This window comes from Snodgrassella alvi, assembly GCF_002777745.1.
GTDB lineage: Bacteria > Pseudomonadota > Gammaproteobacteria > Burkholderiales > Neisseriaceae > Snodgrassella > Snodgrassella alvi_D.
Genome location: NZ_MEIO01000055.1, coordinates 21,587 through 47,456 on the forward strand (window position 1 = coordinate 21,587; position 25,870 = coordinate 47,456).

22 protein-coding genes and 1 pseudogene are annotated in these 25,870 nt (G+C 43.1%); 12 read left to right on the forward strand and 11 right to left on the reverse strand.

Annotation, left to right across the window (positions count from 1 at the left end):
* The first annotated feature begins 36 nt into the window (after positions 1 to 36).
* The 3 genes from BHC51_RS08420 (at position 37) to hrpA (ending at position 5,353) form a co-directional block, all read left to right on the forward strand.
* Positions 37 to 795, forward strand: coding sequence for an iron ABC transporter ATP-binding protein (locus tag BHC51_RS08420; RefSeq protein WP_100100825.1), 759 nt, complete (start codon positions 37 to 39; stop codon positions 793 to 795).
* Between the two features lie 11 nt (positions 796 to 806).
* Positions 807 to 1,046, forward strand: coding sequence for a hypothetical protein (locus BHC51_RS08425; RefSeq protein ID WP_100153799.1), 240 nt, complete (start codon positions 807 to 809; stop codon positions 1,044 to 1,046).
* Between the two features lie 284 nt (positions 1,047 to 1,330).
* Positions 1,331 to 5,353: an ATP-dependent RNA helicase HrpA gene (gene hrpA, locus BHC51_RS08430; RefSeq protein WP_100153800.1), complete on the forward strand. Its 4,023-nt coding sequence runs from the start codon at positions 1,331 to 1,333 to the stop codon at positions 5,351 to 5,353.
* A 77-nt stretch (positions 5,354 to 5,430) separates the two neighbouring features.
* Here the strand turns inward: hrpA and BHC51_RS08435 are convergent, their stop codons facing one another.
* Both BHC51_RS08435 and BHC51_RS08440 read right to left on the reverse strand, forming a co-directional pair.
* Positions 5,431 to 5,856 carry a hypothetical protein gene (locus tag BHC51_RS08435; RefSeq protein ID WP_100123643.1) on the reverse strand — a complete coding sequence of 142 codons (426 nt, stop codon included), beginning with the start codon at positions 5,854 to 5,856 and terminating at the stop codon, positions 5,431 to 5,433.
* Positions 5,843 to 6,544 (reverse strand): phosphoadenosine phosphosulfate reductase, encoded by a 702-nt coding sequence (locus BHC51_RS08440; protein ID WP_100123642.1) that lies wholly within the window; start codon positions 6,542 to 6,544, stop codon positions 5,843 to 5,845. Before BHC51_RS08440 ends, BHC51_RS08435 begins: the two co-directional genes overlap by 14 nt.
* A gap of 2,264 nt (positions 6,545 to 8,808) precedes the next feature.
* Between BHC51_RS08440 and BHC51_RS08445 the strand changes: the two genes are divergently transcribed.
* The 3 genes from BHC51_RS08445 to BHC51_RS08455 all read left to right on the forward strand — a co-directional run bounded on the left by BHC51_RS08445 (position 8,809) and on the right by BHC51_RS08455 (position 13,074).
* Complete coding sequence (locus BHC51_RS08445; RefSeq protein WP_100153801.1) at positions 8,809 to 10,290, forward strand: SulP family inorganic anion transporter; 1,482 nt, start codon at positions 8,809 to 8,811, stop codon at positions 10,288 to 10,290.
* 810 nt (positions 10,291 to 11,100) lie between these two features.
* Positions 11,101 to 11,682, forward strand: coding sequence for a ferritin-like domain-containing protein (locus BHC51_RS08450; RefSeq protein ID WP_100100819.1), 582 nt, complete (start codon positions 11,101 to 11,103; stop codon positions 11,680 to 11,682).
* 321 nt (positions 11,683 to 12,003) lie between these two features.
* The gene (locus BHC51_RS08455) at positions 12,004 to 13,074 is read left to right on the forward strand and encodes a zinc-dependent alcohol dehydrogenase family protein (protein WP_100100818.1); all 1,071 of its coding nucleotides are present in this window, start codon (positions 12,004 to 12,006) and stop codon (positions 13,072 to 13,074) included.
* A 243-nt stretch (positions 13,075 to 13,317) separates the two neighbouring features.
* Here BHC51_RS08455 and purF read toward each other — a convergent pair whose 3' ends face one another.
* The 6 genes from purF to BHC51_RS08485 all read right to left on the reverse strand — a co-directional run bounded on the left by purF (position 13,318) and on the right by BHC51_RS08485 (position 18,814).
* The gene (gene purF / locus BHC51_RS08460; protein WP_100153802.1) at positions 13,318 to 14,853 is read right to left on the reverse strand and encodes an amidophosphoribosyltransferase; all 1,536 of its coding nucleotides are present in this window, start codon (positions 14,851 to 14,853) and stop codon (positions 13,318 to 13,320) included.
* A gap of 83 nt (positions 14,854 to 14,936) precedes the next feature.
* Positions 14,937 to 15,434 carry a CvpA family protein gene (locus BHC51_RS08465; protein WP_100100816.1) on the reverse strand — a complete coding sequence of 166 codons (498 nt, stop codon included), beginning with the start codon at positions 15,432 to 15,434 and terminating at the stop codon, positions 14,937 to 14,939.
* Positions 15,435 to 15,449: 15 nt separating this feature from the next.
* Entirely contained in the window at positions 15,450 to 16,613 is a 1,164-nt protein-coding gene (locus BHC51_RS08470) for an SPOR domain-containing protein (protein ID WP_100153803.1), read from the reverse strand.
* Between the two features lie 43 nt (positions 16,614 to 16,656).
* Positions 16,657 to 17,961, reverse strand: coding sequence for a bifunctional tetrahydrofolate synthase/dihydrofolate synthase (gene folC, locus BHC51_RS08475; protein ID WP_100153804.1), 1,305 nt, complete (start codon positions 17,959 to 17,961; stop codon positions 16,657 to 16,659).
* Positions 17,962 to 17,965: 4 nt separating this feature from the next.
* The gene (locus BHC51_RS08480) at positions 17,966 to 18,448 is read right to left on the reverse strand and encodes a protein YgfX (RefSeq protein ID WP_100100813.1); all 483 of its coding nucleotides are present in this window, start codon (positions 18,446 to 18,448) and stop codon (positions 17,966 to 17,968) included.
* A 12-nt stretch (positions 18,449 to 18,460) separates the two neighbouring features.
* Complete coding sequence (locus BHC51_RS08485; protein WP_100100812.1) at positions 18,461 to 18,814, reverse strand: hypothetical protein; 354 nt, start codon at positions 18,812 to 18,814, stop codon at positions 18,461 to 18,463.
* Positions 18,815 to 18,942: 128 nt separating this feature from the next.
* On the opposite strand from BHC51_RS08485, the gene BHC51_RS08490 reads away from it, so the two are divergent.
* From BHC51_RS08490 to BHC51_RS13370, 6 genes and pseudogenes are all read left to right on the forward strand, one after another.
* Complete coding sequence (locus BHC51_RS08490; protein WP_100153911.1) at positions 18,943 to 20,349, forward strand: FAD-binding oxidoreductase; 1,407 nt, start codon at positions 18,943 to 18,945, stop codon at positions 20,347 to 20,349.
* 33 nt (positions 20,350 to 20,382) lie between these two features.
* Complete coding sequence (gene rnhA / locus BHC51_RS08495) at positions 20,383 to 20,817, forward strand: ribonuclease HI (RefSeq protein WP_100100811.1); 435 nt, start codon at positions 20,383 to 20,385, stop codon at positions 20,815 to 20,817.
* 205 nt (positions 20,818 to 21,022) lie between these two features.
* The gene (locus tag BHC51_RS13355; RefSeq protein ID WP_100153805.1) at positions 21,023 to 21,184 is read left to right on the forward strand and encodes a transposase; all 162 of its coding nucleotides are present in this window, start codon (positions 21,023 to 21,025) and stop codon (positions 21,182 to 21,184) included.
* Positions 21,185 to 21,278: 94 nt separating this feature from the next.
* The gene (locus BHC51_RS13360) at positions 21,279 to 21,752 is read left to right on the forward strand and encodes an IS3 family transposase (RefSeq protein ID WP_100153806.1); all 474 of its coding nucleotides are present in this window, start codon (positions 21,279 to 21,281) and stop codon (positions 21,750 to 21,752) included.
* A 20-nt stretch (positions 21,753 to 21,772) separates the two neighbouring features.
* On the forward strand, positions 21,773 to 21,925 hold the full coding sequence (locus tag BHC51_RS13365) for a transposase family protein (protein ID WP_144353367.1): 153 nt from the start codon (positions 21,773 to 21,775) through the stop codon (positions 21,923 to 21,925).
* 12 nt (positions 21,926 to 21,937) lie between these two features.
* Positions 21,938 to 22,060 (forward strand): annotated as a pseudogene (locus tag BHC51_RS13370) (integrase core domain-containing protein); the annotation flags it as partial.
* A 738-nt stretch (positions 22,061 to 22,798) separates the two neighbouring features.
* Here the strand turns inward: BHC51_RS13370 and groL are convergent.
* From groL to BHC51_RS08525, 3 genes are all read right to left on the reverse strand, one after another.
* Positions 22,799 to 24,445 (reverse strand): chaperonin GroEL, encoded by a 1,647-nt coding sequence (gene groL, locus BHC51_RS08515; protein ID WP_100153807.1) that lies wholly within the window; start codon positions 24,443 to 24,445, stop codon positions 22,799 to 22,801.
* Positions 24,446 to 24,506: 61 nt separating this feature from the next.
* The gene (gene groES / locus BHC51_RS08520) at positions 24,507 to 24,794 is read right to left on the reverse strand and encodes a co-chaperone GroES (RefSeq protein WP_100100807.1); all 288 of its coding nucleotides are present in this window, start codon (positions 24,792 to 24,794) and stop codon (positions 24,507 to 24,509) included.
* Between the two features lie 415 nt (positions 24,795 to 25,209).
* Positions 25,210 to 25,806, reverse strand: coding sequence for a sigma-70 family RNA polymerase sigma factor (locus tag BHC51_RS08525; RefSeq protein WP_100100806.1), 597 nt, complete (start codon positions 25,804 to 25,806; stop codon positions 25,210 to 25,212).
* Between the last annotated feature and the right edge of the window lie 64 nt (positions 25,807 to 25,870).

Here is a 25,870-nt window from a genome sequence, read left to right on the forward strand (position 1 = left end):
CTGTTTTTCCGCCTACCGATCTAACCTGACAGCATTATGATTACCATAAAAAATGTTAACCACAACATCAACGGCACAGCAATTCTGCGCGATATCAATCTCAACTTACCTGATAAAAGCATTACCGCACTGATTGGCCCCAATGGTGCAGGTAAATCCACCCTATTTTCCCTGATTGCACGGCTACAGCCACTACAACAGGGCAGCATTCATATTGACGAACTTGATGTCAGCCACAGCAAATCCACCGACATTGCCAGAAAACTGGCGATATTGTCACAAGAGAACAACATTCAAAGTCGCATTACCGTACGCGATTTATTGCTGTTTGGTCGCTATCCACATACTCAGGGACGGCTAACTCCTGAAGACCAGCAGATAGTCGATCAGGCATTACAGCGCTTTGAGCTGGAACCACTGCAACAACGCTATCTGAGTGCCCTTTCCGGCGGCCAGCGCCAGCGCGCACTTGTGGCCATGACTTTCTGCCAGCAAACCAAACATGTTATTCTAGATGAACCGCTCAACAATATGGACATGTATCATGCCCGCGAGCTAATGCGCCTGTTGCGCCAGCTCACCACCGAACAGGGGTTGTCGACCATCATGGTTGTCCACGATATCAATATGGCCGCCGCCTATGCCGACCATATTGTTGCCTTGAAAAACGGACAGGTTATCATGCAGGGCAGTCCTAAAGACATTATTACCATAAACAATATACAAACCATATTTAATCTGGATACCGAAGTTGTCAGCCACAAAGATAGACCTCTCGTTATCCACCATCTCTGACAGGTTATATCATGCAAAACAACAATCCTCCCCAACCCCGCAAACATACCTCTCTGATTACAGCTGCTGTTATCCTGTTTGTCATACTGGCCTCTTGGTTTATCTGGCTGTTTATGGGAGATAACGCCGCAGTACGCATGTCCATGGCACGTATCATGTTTATTTTTTTTGGACTGGTGTGCACATTCCTGTTTGGCATATTCATCATGGTTGGTCTTAAAATCTGGCGTCAGCAACACCCGCATAACTGAAGATTTCATACATTTCCAGCACAACACGGTACCAGAATTCACACAAAATTGCCTAAACACACCAGTTCAGCACTGACCTACCATCCAACCGAATTATCAGGCCATTTTCTGCATAATGGCCATTCATCCATTGACCAACAAACCAAGCTGTCAATTATCAGCTTGTTTGTATTCTGAATTTTCCAACCAACCACATAAACCCACCACGAAATGCCAACAAAAAGCATTTTGAATAGATTTGTTATAATACGCATATCTACTAATTTTCCGGCAATATCTGTGCCATGTCTGCATACGAACTTAATCAAATCCTGACTAAAGACCGCTTTTATCTGCAACGAGCCTGTAAAAATCCCGCCCGTTATGGCGGTGACGAGAAAATAAACAGCCGTTATCAGCGCTCCCATCAGACCTATCTGCAACGACTGGCCAAACTACCGGTACCCGAATACGACAACACCCTGCCCGTACATGAAAAACGCGCAGAAATCAAACAAGCCATCAGCCAGCATCAGGTAATTATCGTCTGTGGTGAAACCGGATCAGGCAAAACCACCCAGCTGCCGAAAATCTGCCTCGAACTAGAGCGCGGCGTGGCCGGACTGATTGGCCATACTCAGCCACGACGGCTAGCAGCCCGTTCAGTAGCCGAGCGCATTGCCGAAGAACTGCATAGCCAGATTGGTCAAAGCGTAGGCTATAAAGTACGCTTTAACGACAAAACTGCACCCGAAAGCTATATCAAACTGATGACCGACGGTATCCTGCTGGCTGAAAGCCAAACCGACCGCTTTCTCAGTGCTTACGATACCATCATCATCGACGAAGCACATGAACGCAGCCTGAACATCGATTTCCTGCTTGGCTATCTCAAGCAGCTACTACCTCGGCGACCTGACCTGAAAGTTATTATCACCTCGGCTACTATTGATGCCGAACGCTTCAGCCAGCATTTCACCCTGCATGGCACACCAGCTCCTGTAATCGAAGTATCCGGCCGCACTTATCCGGTAGAAATCCGTTATCACCCCTTGCACACCAGAGATGAAGACGAAGCCGAAATAGAAATCAACGACGCCATTGTCGATGCTGCCGACGAGCTTGCACGTGAAGGCAATGGTGACATCCTGATTTTTCTACCCGGAGAACGAGAAATCCGCGAAGCAGCACATGCATTACAGCAATCACCATTGCGGCGCAACGACGAAATCCTGCCCCTGTTTGCACGCCTGTCTGCTGCCGAACAACATAAAATTTTTCATCCAAATGGCCGTCAGCGACGCATCGTACTGGCCACTAACGTTGCCGAAACCTCACTTACAGTACCCGGAATCCGCTATGTCATTGATACCGGACTGGCTCGGGTAAAACGCTATTCAGCCCGTGCCAAAGTAGAGCAATTACACATCGAACCCATCAGTCAGGCTGCCGCGCGCCAGCGTGCCGGTCGTTGCGGCCGCGTTGCTGCTGGTATCTGTATCCGCCTGTATAGCGAACAGGATTTCAATCAGCGACCAGCCTTTACTGATCCCGAAATTATCCGCAGCAATCTTGCCGCCGTTATCCTGCGCATGATTAGCCTCAAACTGGGCGATGTAAACGCCTTCCCTTTTCTGCAAGCTCCCGACCAACGCTATATCAATGACGGCTATCAAGTACTGCTCGAACTCGGTGCAGTAGACGAACATAACCAGCTCAGCAAACTGGGGGAACAAATGGCACGCCTGCCGGTAGACCCGCGCATCAGTCGCATGCTGCTGGCCGGCAAACGCCTGCAATGCGTTGCCGAAATGCTGGTTATCGTAGCCGCCCTGTCGATTCAGGATCCACGTGAACGACCGCTGGAAGCACGCGAAGCTGCGGCCAAAGCGCACGAACGTTTCAATGACAAACAATCCGACTTTCTTGCCTACCTGAATATCTGGGATTCTTACCAGCACGAACGTGATAAAGGCCTGTCCAATCGGCAGATGATACAATGGTGTCATCAATACTTCCTCTCCCACCTGCGCATGCGCGAGTGGCGTGAACTGCACCACCAGCTAGCACAGATTGCCATCGACATGGGGCTTACCGACAAGGCCAGCGCCTATCGGCAAACACCAGACAACCACGCCATCCAGCCAGCACCCGGCAATAGCGGCGATCAGGATTTGGCAGCCAAACTCAAACAGCAGCAAATTGCCCGCCGCCAGCAACGCCAGAACCGGCAACAGGCCAAAGAAGCCAGCTACGAACAGATTCACCGCGCACTGCTCACCGGCCTAATAGCCAATGTCGGCCTGAAAAGCCCTGAAGGGCATGACTACACCGGTGCGCGTGGCATTCATTTTCATCTGTTTCCCGCCTCCTCACTGTTCAAAAGCAAGCCCAAATGGGTTATCGCTGCCGAACTCACCGAAACCACCCGTCTGTATGCCCGTGATGTTGGCAAAATCGAACCAGAATGGATTGAAAACGAAGTACCTCATCTACTGCGCTATCACTACTTCGAACCACACTGGGAACAGAAACGTGGCGAAGTTGTAGCCAGCGAACGCATCACACTGTACGGTCTCACCGTCCTGCCGCGCCGACCTGTGGCCTATGGGCGCATCAACCCCAAAGAAGCCCGCGAAATTTTTATCCGTAGCGCATTAGTAGCGCAAGAATGCAACCTAAAAGCAGCTTTTTTCCTGCATAACCACAAACTGATAGAAGAAATCACCGAGCTAGAACACAAATCTCGCCGGCAGGATGTATTGGTAGACGAAGAAGCCCTGTTCAGCTTCTACGACCAACGCCTGCCTGCCAATATAGAAAACAAAGGCCGCAATCTGCCACTGGCCGATATCCGTACCTTTGAAGCATGGCGCAAACAGGCTGAAGCAGAAAATCCCAAGCTGCTATACCTGAGCCGAGATGACCTCATGCAACATGCGGCCAGCAACATTACCGAAAGTCAGTTTCCCGAATATCTTGACACCAAAGATGGCCGCTGCAACCTCAGCTATCGTTTCGAACCCCATCATCCACTTGATGGTGTGACCGTAGCAGTACCCTTGCCACTACTCAACCGCATCAGCATGGCGCGGCTTGAGTGGCTCGTACCCGGCATGATTCGCGAAAAACTGCAATTACTTATCAAAGCCCTGCCCAAACAAATCCGTCGCATCTGCGTACCCGTACCTGATTTCATCACCACCTTTCTCAGCAACAATCCCGACATCAATGCCCCGCTGTTGCCGCAGCTAGCACACGCCATTGCCCGGCATGCCGGCGACATGCGTCTGCTCAGCCAGATAGACATCGAACACTGGCATACACAGCAATTACCAGCACATTGCTATTTCAACATTCAGGTAATTGATGACAGCGGTACAGAACTGGCCAGCGGTCGCGATCTCAATATCCTGCAACAACAGCTCGGACAAGCGGCGGCAGTAACCTTCCGTGACAACAGCAGCGAATTTGAGCGCGACAACATCACCAACTGGGATATCGGCAAACTGCCGGAAAGCATCAAATTTGCCCGCGCCAAACAACAGCTTACCGGCTATCTGGGGCTGCAACAGCAAAAAAATGGCAGCATCTCCTTACGCCTGTTTGATACAGCCCCAGCAGCTGAACAGGCACACCACAGCGGCATTCTTGCCCTTATGAGCCTGCAATTAAAAGAACAAGTTAAAGATCTCAACAAAGGCCTGCCAGACTTCACCCAAATCGCCATGCTGCTCAAACATCTTGGTGCCGATATCCTGCGCGAAGACCTTACCCACGCAGTACTCGACCGTGCCTTGATTGGCGAAGACGAACTGCCACGTGACGAAAAATCCTTCAAAGAACAGCTCAAGCGAGCGCGCAGCCGCCTGCCTGCGGTAAAAGAAGCCGTCAATCACTATGCTTTACAAACCGCTCAGGCCTATGCCGAAGTCAACAGCCATCTGGGCAAACATCCCTTAACACAGCTTTTGCGCCAGCACCTTAACAGCTTAATTTATCCCGGCTTCGCTAGCGCTACCCCGTGGCAGCAATGGCCACGGCTGCCTGTGTATCTGCAAGCCATGCTCAGACGTATGGACAAATATGGCAGCAATCCTGCACGAGACAGTGCACGTGAAGCCGACATTCAGACACTTACCAATACATGGCATGAAAAAGTACAGCAATATCAGCAACAAAACCAGCCAGTACCTGCGCCCATAGCCGAATTTCGCTGGATGCTCGAAGAACTGCGTGTTTCCCTGTTTGCACAAGAACTGAAAACCCCTTATCCTGTTTCCGCCAAACGGCTGAGCAAAGAGTGGGACAAACGTACAGCCCTATAAAACCCATAAACCATAATAGCCCCGTTCATCAGAACGGGGCTATTATTTTATTCACCTAACCACTACAAGCCAGTATTTTAATTATCTACCAGCTTCTGAAAATCCTTATCAATATGTTTAAACAAACGAAATCTTACCTCAGCTGGTGGCAGCGTAATCCCCAGTTTTTGTGCCAGCAACTGTCCATCAACATACTTATTCTCATAAGGCGACATAGCCAGTGCATTGAAAAAAAACATCAGCTGCTCCTGTGTCTGAAAACAAATTGTACACCAGTATTCACTATCCATAACCCGCTGGCGTAACTGCTGAGGTACTTGTTTAACCTGTTCAAATTCCTGCTTCAGCGCTCCCAGCTGCGCTAATGCTTCCTTATCCGAACGGTGTCCGGCACGAGCAGAACATGCCGGAAATGACACCGGTTCAGAAATATTCTGTGTATTACTACCCAAATCAGATTGCGCAGACATTTCAGTCTTTACACCGTTCTTATCTTTTTCCATGAGCACACTCCCAACGATAAATTTCCAGATCACACAACGGAAAGAACTCCAGAATTCTCTGATAATCACGCGGATAAAATTTCCTGATGGGTAGTAAGAAACGCAGATCCAAACTATCAAAAGAACAGCCAAATACCTTGTAATCACTTCCAAGCTTGACATTATGCTGCGTAAAACAGCGTAGCAAATCCGACTTTTTCCAATCCCATACTGGATAATACTGACACTGGCTTTTCACAATTGAGCCATGTCGCAACATACTCAACCGCTGCTTTGGATTTTTCTCCACTCTGGTGCCATTCGCCACCAGCGTATCCAGCGGTAAATCAAACATCCCGCACATTACCTTTCGAATATCGGAATAATCAAAATCTACCAGTTTTGCCTCATCAATTACCGCCACATTGCATAGTGGCTGAAAGACATGCGTCCTGAGCATCTGATACAGAGCGGGATGCGGCAAACGGGTAATCCTGATACCAAACTGACGCTCATACAAATCAAGCTGTTCTTCCACAAACTCCAGTTCTGGTACCAGATACAAATAATAAGGATAAACATGAGCAAAGCTGTCCTTAATCGCCAGATAAGCAGCAACTGCATTCTTACCTGTGCTAAATGCCAGAATACTTTGCCTGTGTTCTCTAGCTACTTTCTTAACTGTCTTCGTTCCAGACAAAATAGCCATACATTCACAATTCCAAATAAATTATAAAATACATTTAACTAGTATAACCAAAATAAATTTAAATGCATAATGTATTACAATCAATATTAATTTAAAAACAACAACAAAATAAAAATAAAATTTAGCTTTCTATATATATAATGAATTTTTATATCAAATAATCATCATATTATGGCAATAACTACCTATTCATATCCCATATGTAAAAGTTAGTTTAATCTATTCAGACCGCACATAGACAAACAGCAGCAACTACCCTTAACACATAGCAAAGAACAATTTCCTATAAAAAGCAAATAAAACAATAACAAATCCACCAAAATCATAAAAATTACCACTCTCTTGCCAACACCATTCAACCTATTTGGCCCACCAATTTTAACTTAAAACTGCATCATCATAGCCTTACCTACATCAAAATTTTCATCTGTAACTGTTTCTTAAATTTCTCAAACTGGCTAAATAATTATCTGAAACCACTCATTAGAAAGTAGTCTGAATATTATTACGACACTGCATTCTGAACTATGAAATCAAAAATATTAATAAAAATCAAATGTATATATAATATATAATGCATATTTAAGTTAAATTAAGGAAATATTTGTATAATTCTAAAAAATTAACTATCAATATTCTTATCCGAATATCTAAGCCATACATTCTCATAACTAATTAATTTATATTTAAACTTTACCTTCTATTCAGACTCATAAATTCTTAATTGCAAGTTCTTTTTTTGTACTAATACCAAAACCGAACATTAAAAAACTGGCTAATCTACCAAATCGCAATCTGTACTTAGCCATTCCATCTTAAGCTGAAAAAATTAGCAACTTAACTTCGCCTATTCCAATTATTGTGAACTCCATCATTTACTTTACCTATTAACCCATTTCCAGTAATCAGATACAGTAAATTTCGATTGCTCTAAATAAGTACCACAAACTTCAATATACACTTCAAACTCATCCTAACTGGCAAATTCCTTCTCAGATCAAACATTTTGCATAGGTATAAAACTTTCTTTTTTCAAAAACAAAAATATTGCATTATTTATCTTTGTGAATACATATATGCCGGGCCATTCATAGCGCGTATTATTCCAGTCTGTTTTTTCATTCACAGATTTTGAAGTAATCTCTATGAAATGTTTGCAGAACCTTCCCTCTTTCAACAAATCACAAAATAAATCATACTGAAAATTAACCCTAAAATGACCATCAACATGTCCATACCTGTGCCCACAATCACTTTAGTCTTCAACCAAGCATAATAGAAATATAACAAACACAATATTTATAATATGAAATTACAGTACAAAACCGGACAACCCAACACTTTAATATTAATTTCAATAATCAAATTAACATTTAACTTAATAAATATACATATATTTAATATTTATAAATAAAATAAACATAAATATCGTATATTAATATAGAATTAACCATAAATTATTCAAAATATAATAAAACTTACTTGTATAGAGTTTTATTTATATCAAGCTATCACTTAATCTAATATTTTGTATATTATATTTTTACAGCTACCAGTTAATACTGACATTAAATTTTAAATAAATTGATTTATTCAACTTCTCCATCCAAAAGTCGGCATTACCCACATTCATGATATTTATCACATCATCACTTGAGCAGACATGCACTTCTTGAAGAGCATGAAGTATTACATAGCAATAGAGGCATAAATCGTTTCACAGATATTTTGCGGGAAAATAAAGAATGAACTGAGATTATGGGACAAAGCGTCTACTGAGCTGTAATACACAATGTTAAAGACCAAATATAGACCGCAAAATAATTACCACAATACACCACAGACTTAAGCCGAAATCGCGGACGAGTTAACAAATCCCAACTTCGACTGGCGACCACATACTCATAATCAAGTCATTTCCCCCTTATTGCAGAAAACAGGCTTTTACTACTGTCCAGAAATTTTTGACTACAATTCATTAAAATACACTATTGTTTGTATTGTGTTCAGAATGAATCATTTCCACACTCAAAAAAAATCAGGAAATTAACCTTGTACAATCACGTAAGATTTATTATTATAAAAGAATAAATTTAATTCTGGAGTATAGCTGTGTAGGGTTTTGCGAGTTTTCTATTAACAATAATTATACTTACTCGCGTGATGCACAGTGGTTGTGTTGTCTCCTATCAAATTTTGATAAATTTCTAAATGCATTGCTTCACGCTGTAATTTTCTTTTTCTATCAGTGGTGATTAAAATCAATGCAATCTTTATGTAAAGAATGGTTTTCAAATATCAGAAATGACGTTCTGTCCGGGATCGTTGTGGCTCTTGCTCTTATTCCAGAAGCAATTGCTTTTTCAATTATTGCGGGTGTTGACCCCAAAACAGGACTATATGCGGCTTTTTGTATAGCGGTAATTACCGCATTTGCGGGCGGTCGTCCTGGTATGATTTCGGCAGCTACCGGTGCCATGGCTTTATTAATTGCAGGTCTGGTTAAAACACATGGAATTGAGTATTTACTGGCCGCAACCATCCTATGTGGTGTTTTTCAGATTATTGCGGGTTTTCTTAAATTAGGAAACCTGATGCGCTTTGTCTCCCGCTCCGTAGTAACCGGTTTTGTCAATGCATTAGCTATCTTAATCTTTTTAGCACAACTTCCTGAACTAACCAATGTAACATGGCATGTCTATGCAATGACTATTGCAGGGCTCGGTATCATTTATCTCTTCCCTTATATTCCCAAAGTAGGAAAAATTATTCCTTCACCGCTCCTCTGTATTCTTATCCTCACGGGCATCTACATGTACTTTGGTATGGATATACGAACGGTCGGTGATATGGGCACACTCCCCACCAGCTTACCTACGTTTTTACTCCCTGATGTCCTTTTTAACCTTGATACCCTATTAATTATTTTGCCCTACTCCATTTCACTGGCAATTGTCGGCTTATTAGAGTCGATGATGACCGCAACGATTGTAGATGATATTACCGATACACAAAGTGATAAAAATCGAGAGTGCAAGGGGCAAGGTATTGCCAATATTGTCACTGGCTTCTTTGGCGGTATGGCTGGTTGCGCAATGATTGGTCAGTCAATGGTTAATATGAAATCAGGCGGGCGGACGCGTTTATCCTCACTGATAGCCGGAACAGTACTTTTATTGTTAGTTGTCTTTTTACAAGACTGGGTAAGCAAGATACCTATGGCAGCATTAGTTGCTGTCATGACCATGGTTTCAATTGGCACCTTTAACTGGGACTCAGTTAAAAACCTCAAATCATATCCACTTTCAACCAATATAGTAATGATCGCAACAGTGGTTGTGGTCGTATTTACCCATAACTTAGCCTACGGCGTATTTGTAGGCGTATTACTGGCATCATTGTTTTATGCCAATAAAGTAGCCCATTACCTTCAAATTAACACTGAAGAACCAACTAAAGAACAGCGTATTTATACAGTGTGCGGACAAGTATTTTTTGCATCTTCTTCAAAATTTATAAATTCATTTGATTTTAAAGAAATTATACAAAAAGTAACAATTGATCTTACTCAAGCACATTTTTGGGATATAACAGCTGTAGCAGCCTTAGATAAGGTTGTTATCAAATTCCGCAAACAAGGCACACAAGTAGAAGTTTTAGGACTGAATAAAGCCAGTAGTACAATTGTTGACCATTTTGGTGTTTATGATAAGCCTAATGCTGAACATAATTTAAACAATCACTAACATAATAAAACAATATAAACAATGACCTGCATTGATGGCACGAAATCAGTATTTATTATTTCAAGTATGTGACTTCGCGCATTATAATAAACTAAACTTGCCCACGTTATTACTGCACAAGTACACCTTTGCCACTGCAGGTCATTAAAGCAACATAAACAGCAATCACCATCGATTTAGACATTAAGACTGATATCTTATAAATTTATGTTTTTATTAAAATAAATCAATAAAAAGTATTAAATTCATATCTTATTATTCTGATCCCCATAATAAACGCTGCCTATATTATTCGACTCGGAATTTGACACTTAAGCAGAATACATTTGCTAAATAGCTGCTCTACTCATTTATGTACATTAGTACAATAAGATTTTATTCATAATATCTAATACCCTGCGGTATTAAGTATATTTACTTGTATTGATAAATTATAAACTTACATCTAAAAAGTGCATTACAACTTTATTCTGATACTTTATATCAGCTTGGTTCTATCTGAAATTCTGAATGTCCTTGCGCTAAACTTATGATTAGAAATCAGAGCATATATACAAATAAAACAATAATTCTGTGAGATATTTTGCTTATATTAGAAACATTTATACCAAAATAATTAATCTTATTTCACCATAAATATTAAATATTAAAATTAAAAGCATCTAAATATACATTATGCAATTATATTCATCCAACTATTACTTACATTAAAAATAATTGCATAGACAACAATTTACGTCATCAGCTACCTTACAAATGGAACATTTGACAACAAACCGAGATCTATTCAAATAAACCAAGGAGATAAACATGAACAAACGCAAACCACTAAAACGTGACATTAAATTCAGTACTACCGAAGAATTGCGAGCCAATGCGCGCAAAAATTATGAAGACGGGTCAGTAACATCAACCTATGAACTGGATGTAGAGAGAGTAATCGAACTGCTTAATATTGCTTTAGCTTCAGAATGGGTATGTGTTCTGCGTTATTTGCGTCATTACTATATGGCCACCGGCCTGTTTATGGATGCAGTAAAAGAAGAGTTTATGGAACATGCACAACAGGAACAGAAACATGCGGCCATGCTGGCTGAGCGCATCACCCAGCTAGGCGGCGAACCTGATTTAAATCCTGATATTTTCATTCAGCGCTCACCCACTGAGTATATAGAAGGTAAAACCCTACGTGATATGGTGGAATCAGACTTAATTGCAGAACGCATCGTCATTGATCTGTATCGGCAGACCATTATGTATGTTGGCGATTATGACACCACAACCAAACGCATGCTTGAACATATTCTGGCTGAAGAAGAAGACCATGCAGATGAATTATCGGACATGATGGAAGGTCTGGACGGCAAACCAGTGTCAAACAAAATCATCTAATTGTAAAAAATATCCGTGTTCAACCCACGGATATTTTTTATGGTCAAACCAACCACAGTAGTACATCTACTTAAGCAACAATAGCCTGACCATCACTGCAAACCGTTCATTATGTGAAAAAATATACATAGCAATAGCTGTAAATGGCCAAAATTTGAGGCAGATTAAAGATCAAACAAAATTTTTACTCAAACTGGCTGCAATAGCCAACAATAAAATCGTTATACAGGTATCTTTACACTACAATCAGTAAAGAACGTGATAATTCTGTTAGTATAGACATCTGAATGATTTTTTTAATAATTTTAAGGAGTAAAGAGTATGAAAGCAATGGTGTACTACGGTGCTGGCGACATACGATTCGAAGAGCGCGCCAAACCAGCAATTATCGAGCCTACTGATGCAGTTATCCGCCTAACCAAAACCACAATATGTGGCACAGATTTGGGCATCTGGAAAGGAAAAAATCCAGAAATTGAACAAACTGCAAGCCAAAAAGAGGGTAAATTCAACGGTCGTATTCTGGGGCATGAAGGTATCGGCATTGTGGAAGAAACAGGTAGTGCCGTTAAAAATTTCAAAAAAGGTGATAAAGTTATCATTTCCTGTGTCAGTCGCTGCGGTACCTGTGAAAATTGCCAGAAGCAGCTCTATGCTCACTGTCAGAGTGGTGGCGGCTGGATTATGGGCTATATGATTGATGGGACACAAGCTGAATATGTGCGCACACCATTTGCAGATAATTCTCTTTACCGATTACCGACGGATTTGAATGAAGATGTTGCTGTGTTGTTATCAGATGCCCTGCCCACTGCGCATGAAATCGGTGTGCAATATGGTGATGTGAAACCTGGTGATACAGTAGCCATTATTGGTGCTGGTCCGGTAGGAATGAGTTGTTTATTAACAGCACAATTGTATTCGCCCAGCCAGATTATCATGATTGATATGGACGATAACCGTTTGCATATGGCCAAAGAACTGGGAGCAACCCAGATTATCAATTCTGCCCGCGAAGATGCAGTGGCACGTGTACTAGAATTAACTGGTGGCCGTGGAGTAGACTGCGCCATGGAAGCAGTTGGACTTAGTGCCACTTGGGATATCTGCCAGCGAATTGTAAAAGAAGGTGGTCATCTGGCCAATGTTGGTGTACATGGTCAATCAGTTAATTTTGAACTGGAAAAACTATGGATTAAAAATCTCACCATTACCACTGGTCTGGTTAATGCTAATACTACCGGTATGTTGCTGAAAAGCTGCTGTTCAGGCAAGCTGCCTATGGAAAAACTGGCTACTCATCATTTCCATTTTAATGAGCTGGAAAAGGCTTATGATGTGTTTAAGCATGCCGCAGATGAAAAGGCCATGAAAGTTATTATTGATTACTAAGCAGAATCAGGCAAGCCATAATAGTTATATCTGATATCCACCAAAAAAGCAGCCGCAACGGCTGCTTTTCAATTGTCTATCTATTGTTTATTTTACTATTATATTAATATGAGTTAGTTTATTGGCAATTTAATCAGTTAGCTGGATAACACAGATATTACTTTGACTGAATAAACAATTGCATATGATTAAACCATCTGAAAGCAGTAAAGTATCAAACCGAGTTCAGATGCTGGCGTCTGCTCATTCCTCTTCATCTTCATTTTCCTGCACACTGACATTGTGTTCAATCAGACTCGGTACTACAAAAGAAGTATCCAATGTATTTTTATCCGCAGAAAGGCGTTGCAAATAAGCTTCATCCACATCACCAGTGATGTAACACCCATCAAAACACGAGCTATCAAAGCCTTCAATCTGAGGATTCAGTTTTAGCACAACTGTTTTTAAATCACTTAAATCCTGAAATACCACCGCATCTGCACTGATTTCAGCCGCCACCTGCTCTGCATCGCGCTGGTAGGAAATCAACTCTTCACGGGTAGGCATATCAATACCATAAACATTGGGAAACAATACCGCCGGTGCCGCAGATGCAAAATAGACTTTAGTTGCCCCTGCTTCACGCACCATCTCCACAATTTCACGGCTGGTGGTACCACGTACAATCGAGTCATCCACCAGTAAGACTTTTTTACCGCTGAATTCATAATTCATCGGATTGAGCTTCTGTCGTACAGATTTTTTACGCACGGACTGCCCGGGCATAATAAATGTTCTACCAATATAGCGGTTTTTAAATAGCCCTTCGCGATAAGGTTTATTCAAATGCAGTGCCAATTCCATAGCACTGGGACGGCTGGTATCCGGCACTGGCATAACCACATCAATATCCTCTAAATCCAGCGTCTGTTTTACTTTCTCCGCCAGTGTAACCCCCATATTCAGCCGTGCCTGATACACAGATACCCCGTCAATCACTGAATCCGGACGAGCAAAATATACATATTCAAACAGGCAAGGCATCAGGCGTGGATTCTGAGCACATTGCTGTGAAAACAGTTGTCCCTCATTGCTGATAAAAATGGCTTCACCGGGCGCCACATCACGTACCAGCTCATAATCCAGACTCGGGAACACTACAGATTCCGAGGCCACCACATAATCAGTATGTCCGTTTTGTACTTTCTTGCCCAGACACAGTGGCCGAATCCCGAATGGATCGCGAAAAGCCAGCAAACCATAGCCCGCAATCAGTGCTACTACTCCATAAGCACCATGCACACGTTTATGCAGTGTGGTCACCGCTGAAAAAATATCTTCCAGTGTCAGTGCAGTGCGATTACCTACTTGATTTTCCAGCTCGCGCGCCAGTACATTAAGCAATACTTCCGAATCAGAACGAGTATTGACATGACGTAAATCAGTAAAACAAACATTCTTGAATAATTCTTCGGTATTGGTTAAATTACCATTATGTGCCAGCACAATACCAAAAGGAGAATTAACATAAAATGGCTGTGCCTCGGCACTACAATTGGCATTGCCAGCAGTCGGATAGCGCACATGAGCAATACCAATATTACCAACCAATTCCCGCATATTACGGGTACGGAATACATCACGCACCATACCACGGCCTTTGTGCATATGAAACATTGTGCCTTCAGCGGTAACAATTCCAGCCGCATCCTGTCCACGGTGTTGCAGCATTTGCAGGCCATCATATAAAAGCTGATTTACCGGTTCATGCGCAACAATACCCAATACACCACACATCATTCACTCCATTCAAGACAAATAAATACGCGCGTTTTTATAATTAAAAACGCGCGTTGTATCTGATTACCTTTATCATACCCTTATACCAGTGGTGAGTTCAGCTTATCAGCAAATAAAGGCGGCAAATAGGGCACGGCCAGCATCGCCAGTTGCTCAAACATGCCCGCAGTAGCTGAATTACGCCACATCGGAGATTTCGGTAAATCGGTAAAAGCACATATCAGCACTACCAAAGAAACGATAATAGTGCCCTTAATAGCTCCAAAACAGGCACCAAGAATACGGTTGACCCCACCCAGCCCCAAGGTTTGCAACGCCGAGGTAATCAGAGTACGCAACAGACGTTGCACTATCCATAAAACCACGAATACCAGCACAAAAGACAATGAAACAGCCAATACTCGCGGCTGCATGCTGGTAAAGGCCATATCGGCCACTGGTGCAGCCAGTAACTTTGCCCCGATGAAGGCTACCACCCAACATAGTAATGAAGCTATTTCACCTATTAGTCCGCGCATCATCGCAACCAGCGTAGTTAACAGAATCAGGCCAAGCGCTAATACATCAAATAGGGTCATACCAATACCAACTTCCTATAAACCAATTACCAGCCCATCCAATCCCACTGCATGCACTTTCTCCAGATTCTGCAAAGCTTGATTGCGGCTATTATAAACACGGCTACGCACCCGATACAGTGTACCCTTGCTGGTCTGACTCGTGCTTATACTAGTGGGCACACCAGCAACAGCCAGTCTTTGCTGTACCAAATTGGCCTGTGCTTCAGTGGTATAAGCGCCGATCTGAATCACTGTGCGTTCCACAGTTGCTTTACTGTTGCTGGTGGAAGTAGCACTGGTGCCTTTCTGATTTGATGCAGAATTTTTGGTCACAGCGCCGGCGGCTTTATTTTCCAATATCTGCTGCGGTGTCAGCCTGCCTGCTCTGGTGCTGCTTTTTGCATCAGTTGCATTATTGACTGGTTTGTCAGTATTAGCCGGTTTTACCGGTGCCGGCGTTTTATTTATAGTTTTGGGTGCTGTTATGGTTTTCTTATCATTTTCGGCAATACCGGTTTTGGCTGTCGCACTTCTGGAAGTACTCACAGCCTCACTGTTTTTTCTGCTTTCAGCGGCCGCAGGCGCCTTTTTGGCTGGCTTCGCCACTGCATTTTTTTCTACCGTCTCTGCCGGTTTGGTTATGGCTGCATTAGCTCTAGAGTCCGGTACAGAATGCGCACTATGCTGCTGATTTTTTTCTATATTCTTTTTATCAACAGGCACACTGGTCACCACTCTGTTGTCTGCTGATGGCTTGTTATGTGCAGAATTTGCACCATTCTGCTGCGTAGCTTGTGCACGAACAGGTGTTCTTACCGGGATTGCGTTCGGTGCCGATACTGATCCAGATACAGTACCCTGAGGTTTACGTTCAACCCCGGCCAAAGGTGCCGGTGTAGTAGTTATACTGGTAGCAGGTAATGTTACAGCGGATGCTGGCGTACTGGCTATCGGCTCCAGTACTACCGCAGAAGTGGATTGTGAATCCATCGTGGCATTAGCCGAAGCATCCTCACTGGCCGCGCTACTTGCACCAGCAGCCCTAATATCCAGTTGCGGAGCTGATACCGGCTGTGGTGTACGGCGGCTCAACATAATAGCCAGCAAAATGGCAGCAATGACCACCATGATTAATGCACCTACCAATCGGCGTCGATTACGCCGCTTCAACTGTTCATAATTTTCCTGTACATTCATTAATCACTTACTCCTTTGTCCCATTCATTTCTATTTTCAAATTTTACTGCCGCGATATATCCATCATTTCTGCTACGGTATGAAACGAACCAAATACCACAATTCTATCATTCTTACCCGCTTGTGATAAAGCTGCCTTATATGCATTCTGAACTGAAGAGTATGCAGTTACAGCGGTAATGGTATGCTGGGTAAACTTCTGCTGTAATGCCTCTATAGTCATACCGCGCGGTAAAGCCAGTGGTGCAATCAGCCAGCAATCAAACTGATCTTTAACAATTTCCAGAACCGTATCAATATCCTTATCTGCCAGCATACTGAATACAGCCATGCGTTTTTCTGCATAGGGTAAAGCAATCAAACTGCTGCGCAATGCACGTGCCGCATGAGGATTATGTCCCACATCAAGCACAGTAAGCGGCTGGCCGGGCAATATCTGAAACCGTCCCGGATGGCGCACACGCAACAAACCACGCTTAATCGCACCAATGTCCAGCGGCAGACGTTCAGACAGACATTCCAGCACTGTTAATGCACAGGCTGCATTGTTAAGCTGGAAATCACCACGCAATACTGGTATCGGTAAAGCATGGCGAGCATGTCCATCTGTATACAAACGGCTGTACTGCGGATGAAAACGATACGACCACTGCTGCATTTCCAATTTTTGGTAATTAAAGTCGCGCCCAAGTAAAAGTAAATCCGCCCCCACTGCATCAGCTTGTGCTGCCAGACTTTGTAGCAACGGCAACTGGCCACATACCACCGGTTTACCGCAACGCATAATCCCTGCTTTTTCAAACGCCACTTTTTCAACCGTATCGCCCAGAAATGCCTCATGATCCAGATCGACACTGGTAATCACCGCAACATCAGCATCAAATATATTTACCGCGTCCAGCCGACCACCTAACCCTACTTCCAGCACCATTACATCTACTTGCTGCTGCATAAAAATATCCACCGCAGCCAATGTATTGAATTCGAAATAGGTTAATACTGTTTCTGCCCGTGCCGCCTCAACGCGTTTAAACGCACCTACAATCAGCTCATCAGTAACTGCCTGCCCATTAATGGCAATACGTTCATTAAAACGCAACAAATGCGGACTGGTCAGCGTACCCACCCGATAGCCAGCTTCATGATAAATCTGGGTTAGATAGGAGCATACCGAACCTTTACCATTAGTTCCAGCGACGACAATCAACGGGCATTGCGACCGTAAATCCATGCGTTCACGAACAGCATCTACCCGTGCCAGTCCCATTTCAATCTGTCCGCCAGCAACACCATTTTCCAGATATTGCAGCCATTGAGCCAACTCAGTTGCATCAAACTTTTCTGTCATTATTCTAATTATTATCCTTCAGCCTGAGCCAATGGATTACCTTATTCAAAATTGATTGCCTTAAAACAGGTTCTACCTTATTCGGCTGACACCAGCGCACCCATACCTGCAAACGTCGCCATGCCTGCGCATCCATCATATCGGGTAATAAAAGCTGATATACACTACCTTTGGCCGTTTGCCAATGCAAAGCCATCAGCTTTGCCCTAACCATACTGTCTGGGCACAAAATAGCCGGTACAGCAGTTTTCCAGTGCATAACCACCAGACTGGCCTGTCCATACTGATTGATTTCAATTTTTTTCACCTTCGTCTGACGCAGACCACTGCATGCCCACAAAACAGAAAATATCCACGCCAGTACCCACAATAAACATTGCCAGCCAGCGCTATACAATGCAATGGCACACAATGCCAGCCCGTGCATACCTACAGCCAGACATTGAGCACCCAAAGACGGTCGCAGCCGCACAACACAAGCAAACATCAGAAAGTGCGCTTATGCTTCCCCATAAACCGGCGATATCTGTAAATCATCATCAACAAGATCCAGCACCATATCGTGTACTTCAACCGTGAAAAAATTCCAGAATTGATTAATATCCATTGCAGGCCACAGCTTACGATCAACTTCCCAGGCAGACAGCTCTGCTTCAAAAATCAGCATAAAGCGCTCGCCAATATAACCAATAACCTGTTCCGGCGTTTCAAATTCCGGCACCAGCAACGTAGTACAATTACTCTGTAGTTGTGACAAAGTTAACTCGGGCAAATCATCACTGGTATTTTGCAGCCAGTCGAGAAAAGCCTGAGCAGGTTTCAGCACCACTGCACTGCGATCAACAAAATACATGCCACTTCCTTACTAATATAACTCAATAGCAATATTGTACTGTAAACATTGCCTGTTAGCGTATATTTACCATGCCAGCTGTGCCAATTGCCGTACAATCAGCTTATCTCGCCAATAAGATAATCACTATGCCAACCGTGACACACCTTGCCCGATTACGGCAGATACTGACACCATACGAAATCCTCACAGATAACGAACTCATTGCCCCATTCTGCACTGACCAGCGCAAACGCTACCATGGACAGGTATTTGCCGTATTACAACCCCATTCCGTCAGTGGTGTACAGAATATCCTGCGTTATTGCCAGCAACAGCGTATTCCCGTTACTCCGCAGGGCGGCAATACCGGATTGTGTGGCGGCGCTACACCTCATGCCTCTATTGCCGGTAAAGGCATTATCCTGTCACTAAGTAAACTTAATCGCATGCGCCAGCTCAATCTGGCTGATAACACCATCACTGTAGAAGCAGGCATGATATTAGCTGAAGTTCAGGCCGCAGCCCGTCAGGCCAACCGCTACTTTCCACTAAGTCTGGCTAGCGAAGGCTCCTGCCAGATAGGTGGCAACATTGCCTGTAATGCTGGCGGCTTGAATGTAGTGCGTTATGGCACCATGCGCGATCTGGTACTGGGACTGGAATATGTACTGGCCGATGGCGAACTGGTAAGCCACTTGTACCCACTACATAAAAATACCAGCGGTTACGAAATGCACCAGCAAATCATCGGTAGTGAAGGCACACTGGCCATCATCACCGCTGCAACATTGAAACTATTTGCTCCTCCACAAAGCATATTAACGGCTTGGGTAGGCGTAGAAAATATCCACGCAGCCACCAGTCTGCTATCTGCTTTGAAAAACCACTTTGCCGAGCGCCTCTCCAGCTATGAATTAATCAGTCAGGCTGCCCTCAGCCTGTCGGCCAGCTATAGCCAGTTACGCGAACCCACCAGCGCCAACTGGCATATCCTGCTAGAATTGAGTGACAGCCTGCCTACACAGGATTTAACCGAACCTTTAATCAGCGTACTCGAACAAGGCAACTGGCTCAATACCGTAATTGCTCAATCAGAAAATGAACGTCAGCATTTATGGACATTACGCGAAAACATATCCGCCGCACAGCGCAATCTGGGAGCCAGCATCAAACATGATATCGTTGTACCGATTGAACATGTTGCTGATTTTATCGAAAACTGCCAGCAACAACTGTCTAATACCTTTCCGCAAACCCAAACCATCCTCTTTGGCCATCTTGGAGACGGCAGCCTGCATTACAATGTCTTTATTAACAACATTCTGAACAATGAGATCTATCACTACGAAAACCGCATCAACCAACTAGTGTATGAACAGGTGTTACACTATCATGGCAGCATTGCTGCCGAACATGGCATTGGTCAGTTAAAAAACCAGTGGCTGCCACGAGTACGCAGCAATGCAGAAATCAGATGGATGTGGGCACAAAAACAAAACCTCGATCCACAGGGTATACTTAACCCCGGTAAAGTTTTACCACCTCAGACATGATATAGTCAGCACTTTTTAAAACAGCCTATGAATATGAGCGAAGTTACCCTGTATACCGATGGTGCCTGCAAAGGTAATCCCGGCGTGGGTGGTTGGGGTGCTTTTCTGCAATCCGGCCACCACAGTAAAGAACTCTTTGGTGGCGAAGCCAATACCACTAATAATCGCATGGAACTTACCGCAGTGATACAGGGACTGGCCGCACTGAAACGCCCCTGCATCGTCAATATTTACACGGATTCCCAATACGTTAAAAAAGGCATGCAGGAATGGATCCATAACTGGAAAGCACGCGGCTGGAAAACAGCGGCCAACCAGCCAGTTAAAAATGTTGAATTGTGGCAGGCGCTGGATGCTGAAGTGAATAAACATCAAGTACACTGGCACTGGGTAAAAGGACATGCCGGCCACTCGGGTAACGAAAAAGCCGATGAACTGGCCAACCGCGGTGTAGAACTGGTTAAATAATTATATAATTGTCATTACAGCAAACTGCTTTACTATCCATATTAAGGACAGATATAAACTAACTTTCATAACTTAATTGCTTACCTTATGTGTCTTTCCACTGATCGCTTAAAATATTAATTTCCATCATAATTGGCACCATCCCCTAAAATAGTACAGCATAAAAGTTGAAAATTCTCTTTATTAACCCACCGAGGATTTAAACATGAAAAAAATGACTGAACATCAAATCGTATCTATTTTAAAAGAAGCCGAAGCCGGTATCCCCGTCAAAGAACTCTGCCGTAAATATGGCATCGGCAATTCAACTTTTTATAAATGGCGTGATAAATACGGTGGTATGGAAACTCCGATATCAAACGTTTAAAGGAGCTAGAGGCTGAAAACCGTAAGCTTAAGCAGATGTTTGCTGAGCTCAGTTTAAAATCTCAGCTTCAGGAGGAAATCATAAAAAAGCTATAGTGCCTACTCAAGCACGTAAAGCTTGGGCTGTACAACTGCAAGAAAGTCATTCTGTTACTATTGCCATGAGCTGCGCTATTGTTAGCTTAAGTCGCTGCGCTTACTATTATCAACCTAAATTACCGGATGATTCAGTGATTATGTCGGTACTAAGTGCTATTACCGATAAGCATTTACGCTGGGGCTTTCCTAAATGTTTTAATCGCATCAGAAAGCTCGGCTATAAATGGAATCATAAACGTGTGTATCGGGTGTATTGTGAATTAAAGCTTAATCTCAGGGTAAAGCGTAAACAACGCATTCCTCCACGAAGCCCAGAAAGGCTATCAGCACCCAATAAACAAGGTGAATGCTGGTCAATGAATTTTATGAGTGACAGCAGTCGCAATCAACGCAGGTTTAGAACTTTCAATGTCATCAATGACTTTAATCGTGAGGCATATTGTTTTCTAACTATTTTGATTATTTCATAGGCATTGATATTGCGGTCAGTTTGCCGGCTGGCAGGGTTACTTGTTATCCGGATAAACTGGCCGAATATCATGGCTCTCCACTCAAAATACGAGTGGATAATGAACCGGAATTTACCGGAAAAACATTCATCGACTGGGCAAAATCACATGGTATAAGCATAGATTATATTTAACCAGGTAGCCCATATCAAAACGGATATATTGAACGATTTAATCGCATCTATCGCACAGAGGTACTAGATTTATATCTATTTAATAATCTGGAACAGGCAAGAAAGGTAACCGGAGAATGTGGTAACCATTCATAGCACTAAAAGACCTCATGAAGCATTAAATAATATGACGCCGAGTGAATATAAAACCCTAAAATAAGCAGCCTAATTTTCTACCTGAATCTTGTACTAACTTTGAGGTATTTACAATTATTTTCTAACTATTTTGATTATTTCAATTGAACCTGCACTCACCATCCTCATTTGTGTTCCACGCAGGACAGAATAGCCATCATCAAATCAACTCTTTCCCCTGACAAGAAAATCCAGCGATGCCCTCCTCAGTCTTGGGTCATGCAGTTCCATTAGCAGTACACTCTGGTAACCTATCTGGCTGGCACTGATGCACAGAAGCATCCTTTTTGAAATCATCAAACTGGCCAGATTCAAACCTGTGCTGCCTTGTGTGAACTGAAGGGTCATGAAAAGAGACCATAATTTGCAATAATTCTGCACTGAGTAGACTTTAACTCAAATCAGTGTTGAAAATATTCATCAATATCTACAATATTTCCAACAGCAAATCGTCTGTTTAGAGGAATAAAGCTACAGAAAAATTACTGATATCGGACATATACCAATCTCAGCATTAAATTTTTTGCAATGAATAGCCCCAGCACATCATAATAGCTAAATACTTCAGCCAGTTCCAATATTTACCGCCTCACACTGGCTATTTCGATGCTTAAATCAATACTTCTGTTAACTAACACAAAAGCCGGATATCAAATATATCCGGCTTTTGCCTTACTAAGCAGAGTGCTTAAAGCAACATTACATCATGCCGCCCATACCACCCATACCGCCCATGCCACCCATATCAGGCGCAGCTGGTTTGTCTTCCGGTAATTCGGTAATCATGCAATCAGTAGTCAACATCAGACCAGCGATAGAAGCAGCATGCTGCAAGGCAGTGCGGGTAACTTTAGCTGGATCCAGTACACCCATTTCCAGCATATCGCCGTATTCACCAGTACCAGCGTTGTAACCGTAGTTACCAGAACCATTTAACACATTGTTCACCACAACGCTTGGTTCATCGCCAGCATTGGCAACGATTTGACGCAAAGGAGCTTCAACTGCTTTCAGAACGATTTTCACACCAGCTTCCTGATCAGCATTGGCACCTTTCAGATCTTTGATCGCAGCACGTGCACGCAACAGCGCAACACCACCACCAGCTACCACACCTTCTTCTACGGCAGCACGGGTAGCATGCAGGGCGTCATCAACGCGGTCTTTTTTCTCTTTCATTTCAACTTCAGTAGCAGCACCAACCTTAATTACCGCTACACCGCCAGCCAGTTTAGCCACGCGTTCCTGCAATTTTTCTTTATCGTAGTCGCTGGTAGCCACTTCAATCTGTTTGCGTATTTCAGCAACACGAGCTTCAACAGCAGCCTTGTCACCCAAACCATCAATTACAGTGGTATTTTCTTTACCAACTTCTACACGTTTAGCCTGACCCAAATCTTTCAGAGTAGCTTTTTCCAGAGACAGACCAACTTCTTCAGCAATAACAGTACCACCGGTCAGGATAGCAATATCCTGCAACATGGCTTTACGACGGTCACCGAATCCCGGAGCTTTAACAGCAACAGTTTTCAGAATACCGCGAATATTGTTTACCACCAGCGTAGCCAGAGCTTCACCTTCAACATCTTCAGCAATAATCAGTAATGGACGGCTGGTTTTTGCCACCTGTTCCAGAACTGGCAACAGGTCACGGATATTAGAGATTTTTTTATCGAACAACAGAATATATGGACTATCCAGACCAGCAATCTGTTTTTCTACATCGGTAACAAAGTAAGGAGACAGGTAGCCACGGTCAAACTGCATACCTTTAACCACTTCCACTTCGTTTTCCAGTGATTTGCCATCTTCAACGGTAATCACGCCTTCTTTGCCTACTTCATTCATGGCTTTGGCAATGATTTCACCGATAGATTCATCAGCATTGGCAGAGATAGAAGCAACCTGAGAAATCTCTTTAGATTTTTCCGGTACTGGTTTAGAAATGCTTTTCAGTTCAGCAATCACAGCTTCAACAGCTTTATCAATACCGCGTTTCAAATCCATTGGGTTCATGCCGGCAGTAACATATTTCATGCCTTCAGTTACAATCGCCTGAGCCAGTACAGTAGCGGTAGTTGTACCATCACCAGCTACATCATTGGTTTTAGAAGCCACTTCTTTAACCAGCTGTGCACCCATGTTTTCGAATTTATCTTTCAATTCCACTTCTTTAGCAACAGACACACCATCCTTAGTGATGTGCGGTCCGCCAAAGGCACGGTCTAACAGCACATTGCGGCCTTTAGGGCCTAAAGTTACTTTTACTGCTTCAGCCAATACATTGACACCAGCAACCATTTTCTGACGGGCTTCATCAGAGAATTTCACTTCTTTTGCTGCCATTTGTAACTCCTAATCTTTAATAATTAATTACCAATTAAAATCTGAAATCTGGATAAATAATTTATTCAACAATACCGAAAATATCTTCTTCGCGCATTACCAGCAGTTCTTCACCATCCACTTTAACAGTCTGGCCGCTGTATTTGCCAAAAATCACTTTATCGCCAACTTTAACATCCAGTTTCTGACGGTCACCATTTTTCAGCACTTTGCCATTACCTACAGCAATTACTTCACCCATATCAGGTTTTTCAGCAGCAGAACCTGGCAACACAATGCCAGATGCAGTTTTTTCTTCAGCTTCCAAACGTTTCACGACAACGCGGTCATTCAAAGGACGAATAGTCATAATTATCTTCTCCACATCTTTAGTGCTCGCTGCACTGCAAAGTTGGTCAATACAAACCCGCATTTCCTGCGGGGCGTAAAATTCAATTAGGTAGATAAGGTAAGGTTAGCTGCTCACAATTCAAGAGTAAGTAGAATAATTTTTTTCCCAATTCTTACATACGCTTAGCAAAATTGACAGATTAACTCTGTTATTACAGCCATCTAGCAAAAATTTCAATCCAGATATATTTGTGCCAGCAAAATCAGTTCAGCTCATATATGACGCCAACTTCCAGAACAATATTGCTGTTTTCCAGATGAATAGGCCAGTTGCAAATAGCACCAATCCAATCAGAATCAATATCGATAATCAGCAGCCGCCCTATTCCCTACAGACAAATGCCGGCTATCCCAGAATATTTCGAAACCAGTATTTATTCACGGTCGAATCTTGCTTTAATTTGTGCCGATAAAACTTCCCGGGCTCGCGCAATACGTGAACGCACCGTACCAACCGGACAACCAATTACCTGAGCAATTTCCTCATACGTCAAACCATTGACTTCCGACAATATAATCGGCTGACGCAGATTAGCCGGTAATTGATTAATCGCTTCATCCACTGCATCAATCAGTTCGCGATTTAGCAGTTGTGCTTCCGGCGTTTGATAATCAGACAAATATTCCAGTATATCAATCTGTTCCCCATCATCGTCCACAATTTCAGTAATCATCTGAGGTTCCCGACCGTAAACAGCGGCCATCGATTTGGCTGTATTCATGCCAATACAACATAACCACGTATAAAACTGACTACCGGCACGAAACTGTGGCAAAGCCTTATAAGCTTTGAGTAACGTTTCCTGCACCACATCCGGCGTTATTTGCTCATCATGGGTAAAACGATGCAGAAAATGATTCAAGCGATTTTGATATTTATTGACAAGCAAGCTAAAAATCTGCGCATCACCCTGCTGAGCTTTACGCACCAACATCTGCTCTTCAACCTGTCGTGTACGGTTATCGTGCATACTGCCATCCTCTAGTTATTGTTATTGCATTAATCAGCAGCTGAATCTGCGATAAATCATAGTA

What these genes read in the sequence shown, in the direction of transcription:
- BHC51_RS08480 (WP_100100813.1), bottom strand. Translation starts at nt 18,448, where the DNA reads ATGTTTGCTTGTGTTGTGCGGCTGCGACCGTCTTTGGGTGCTCAATGT.
- groL (WP_100153807.1), bottom strand. Translation starts at nt 24,445, where the DNA reads ATGGCAGCAAAAGAAGTGAAATTCTCTGATGAAGCCCGTCAGAAAATG.
- BHC51_RS08470 (WP_100153803.1), bottom strand. Translation starts at nt 16,613, where the DNA reads ATGAATGTACAGGAAAATTATGAACAGTTGAAGCGGCGTAATCGACGC.
- BHC51_RS08465 (WP_100100816.1), bottom strand. Translation starts at nt 15,434, where the DNA reads ATGACCCTATTTGATGTATTAGCGCTTGGCCTGATTCTGTTAACTACG.
- hrpA (WP_100153800.1), top strand. Translation starts at nt 1,331, where the DNA reads ATGTCTGCATACGAACTTAATCAAATCCTGACTAAAGACCGCTTTTAT.
- BHC51_RS08455 (WP_100100818.1), top strand. Translation starts at nt 12,004, where the DNA reads ATGAAAGCAATGGTGTACTACGGTGCTGGCGACATACGATTCGAAGAG.
- BHC51_RS13355 (WP_100153805.1), top strand. Translation starts at nt 21,023, where the DNA reads ATGAAAAAAATGACTGAACATCAAATCGTATCTATTTTAAAAGAAGCC.
- BHC51_RS08425 (WP_100153799.1), top strand. Translation starts at nt 807, where the DNA reads ATGCAAAACAACAATCCTCCCCAACCCCGCAAACATACCTCTCTGATT.
- BHC51_RS08485 (WP_100100812.1), bottom strand. Translation starts at nt 18,814, where the DNA reads ATGTATTTTGTTGATCGCAGTGCAGTGGTGCTGAAACCTGCTCAGGCT.
- rnhA (WP_100100811.1), top strand. Translation starts at nt 20,383, where the DNA reads ATGAGCGAAGTTACCCTGTATACCGATGGTGCCTGCAAAGGTAATCCC.
- purF (WP_100153802.1), bottom strand. Translation starts at nt 14,853, where the DNA reads ATGTGTGGTGTATTGGGTATTGTTGCGCATGAACCGGTAAATCAGCTT.
- BHC51_RS08525 (WP_100100806.1), bottom strand. Translation starts at nt 25,806, where the DNA reads ATGCACGATAACCGTACACGACAGGTTGAAGAGCAGATGTTGGTGCGT.
- BHC51_RS08440 (WP_100123642.1), bottom strand. Translation starts at nt 6,544, where the DNA reads ATGGCTATTTTGTCTGGAACGAAGACAGTTAAGAAAGTAGCTAGAGAA.
- groES (WP_100100807.1), bottom strand. Translation starts at nt 24,794, where the DNA reads ATGACTATTCGTCCTTTGAATGACCGCGTTGTCGTGAAACGTTTGGAA.
- folC (WP_100153804.1), bottom strand. Translation starts at nt 17,961, where the DNA reads ATGACAGAAAAGTTTGATGCAACTGAGTTGGCTCAATGGCTGCAATAT.
- BHC51_RS08420 (WP_100100825.1), top strand. Translation starts at nt 37, where the DNA reads ATGATTACCATAAAAAATGTTAACCACAACATCAACGGCACAGCAATT.
- BHC51_RS08445 (WP_100153801.1), top strand. Translation starts at nt 8,809, where the DNA reads ATGCAATCTTTATGTAAAGAATGGTTTTCAAATATCAGAAATGACGTT.
- BHC51_RS08450 (WP_100100819.1), top strand. Translation starts at nt 11,101, where the DNA reads ATGAACAAACGCAAACCACTAAAACGTGACATTAAATTCAGTACTACC.
- BHC51_RS08490 (WP_100153911.1), top strand. Translation starts at nt 18,943, where the DNA reads ATGCCAACCGTGACACACCTTGCCCGATTACGGCAGATACTGACACCA.
- BHC51_RS08435 (WP_100123643.1), bottom strand. Translation starts at nt 5,856, where the DNA reads ATGGAAAAAGATAAGAACGGTGTAAAGACTGAAATGTCTGCGCAATCT.